General features: G+C 61.8%; 2 protein-coding genes. Both read left to right on the top strand.

Annotated features, from left to right (window positions below; genetic code table 11):
• Nucleotides 1-83: 83 nt before the first annotated feature.
• Nucleotides 84-440: an IS66 family insertion sequence element accessory protein TnpB gene (tnpB, locus tag CHC02_RS29745; RefSeq protein ID WP_244906825.1), complete on the top strand. Its 357-nt coding sequence runs from the start codon at nt 84-86 to the stop codon at nt 438-440.
• Between the two features lie 19 nt (nt 441-459).
• Nucleotides 460-1,965, top strand: a complete 1,506-nt coding sequence (gene tnpC, locus CHC02_RS29740; RefSeq protein WP_089394941.1) for an IS66 family transposase — start codon at nt 460-462, stop codon at nt 1,963-1,965.
• The last annotated feature ends 45 nt before the right edge of the window (nt 1,966-2,010 follow it).

Genomic DNA, 2,010 nt, shown 5'->3' with positions numbered 1-2,010 from the left:
CGTAAGCGCTCCACAAACCCCACCTTCATTTGAACTGCCTGCTTCCGGATGCTGGGCTCCCATTTTCCCAGTGGAGCCCCGTCATGATGCGTCCGGACGCCAAGGTCAAAGCTGTCTATCTCTATCCGAAGCCAGTGGACTTCCGTAAGTCTATTGATGGTCTGGCGGCCCTGGTGGAGTTGGATATCAAGGTGGCTGTGTTCGACCCGGTGTTGTTCGTCTTCCTCAACAAATCACGCAACCGGGTGAAAATCCTCTACTGGGAACGCAACGGCTTCTGTCTGTGGCTCAAGCGCCTGCAGGCCGAGCGTTTCAAGACCAAGCCCAATGCTGAAGAGCCCATCGTGTTGACGGTGCGGGAACTGAATCAGCTGCTGGCCGGTTTTGACCTCTGGGGCAACCAGCCACACAAGGTGTTGACCCCGCGTTTTGTGAGCTGAGCCGGTATAATCCGGCGCCATGAAATCTGGCGCAGACTCCCTTCCCGACGATCCCGTCCTGCTCAAGGCCCTGGTTCTGCAATTGCAGGAGCAAGTCGCTCTGCTGCGCCACAAACTGTTCTCGCCAAAGTCCGAGCGCAGCCCCGAGGATGCCGACTCCCCTCAGCTGGCCATGTTCAACGAGGCTGAAGAGCTGCTCGAAGAGCCTGCCGGCGGATCAGGTGAGGTCGAAGCCGAAGAGGTCGTTGCCCCCGTGAAGCGCCGCGGCAAGCGCAAGCCCCTCCCGGCTGACCTGCCGCGCGTGGAGATCATCCATGAACTGCCTGAGCACGAGCGCACCTGTGCCTGCGGCGCCTGCAAGCAGGTGATCGGCGAAGAGACCAGTGAGCAGTTGGAGATCATCCCGATGCAGGTCCGGGTGATCCGCCATATCCGCAAGACCTACGCCTGCAAGGCCTGCGAAACCGCCCCGGTCACCGCCGACAAGCCAGCCCAACTGATCGAGAAAAGCCTGGCCAGCCCCAGTGTGCTGGCCATGCTGCTGACCACCAAGTACGCCGATGGCATCCCGCTGTATCGTTTCGAGAAGATGCTCAGCCGCCATGGCATCGACATCCCCCGCCAGACACTGGCGCGCTGGGTGATCCAGTCCGGCGAACAGTTGCAGCCCCTGCTCAATCTCATGCGCGACCAGTTGCTGGGCTACCCGGTGTTGCACTGCGACGAAACCCGACTGCAGGTATTGCATGAACCCGGGCGAGATCCCACGGCGCAGTCCTGGATGTGGGTGCAGAGCGGTGGCCCGCCGGAGAAACCTGTCGTCCTGTTCGACTACAGCACCAGCCGTGCGCAGGACGTACCGTTGCATCTGCTCGCCGGCTATCGCGGCTACCTGATGACCGATGACTATGCCGGCTACAACGCCGTGGCCGCGCAAGAAGGGATCGAGCGCCTGGCCTGCTGGGCCCACGCCCGACGCAAGTTCATCGACGCGCAGAAGGTGCAGCCCAAGGGCAAGATCGGACGCGCCGACATGGCCTTGAACCGGATCAACAAGCTCTATGGCATCGAGCGCGATCAGAAGGACAGCGGCGACCTGGAACGCCATGCCGTACGCCAGCAGCGCAGCCTGCCGATCCTGGAACAGCTCAAGGCTTGGCTGGACAAGACTCAGCCGCAAGTGACCGCGCAGAACGCCCTGGGCAAGGCGGTGAACTACCTAGCCAGCAACTGGAGCCGGCTCGTGCGCTATGTCGAAGGCGGGCATCTGCCCATCGACAATAACCGTGCCGAGAACGCCATTCGCCCCTTCGTGATCGGCCGCAAGAACTGGCTGTTCAGCGACACACCCAAGGGCGCCATGGCCAGCGCGCAGATTTACAGCCTGATCGAAACCGCCAAGGCCAACGGGCAGGAGCCCTATGTCTGGCTGCGCTACATCCTCGAACGCCTGCCGGCGGCCAACAGCATCGAAGACTTCGAAGCGCTGTTGCCGTGGAACTGCCCGCCGACGAGCGCATCCTGATCACCGCAACTCGTCAAAGGAAGACGGGGTTTATGGAGCGGATAC

The organism is Pseudomonas delhiensis (assembly GCF_900187975.1).
Classification (GTDB): domain Bacteria; phylum Pseudomonadota; class Gammaproteobacteria; order Pseudomonadales; family Pseudomonadaceae; genus Pseudomonas; species Pseudomonas delhiensis.
This window is presented reverse-complemented; position numbering and strand designations above follow the sequence as displayed.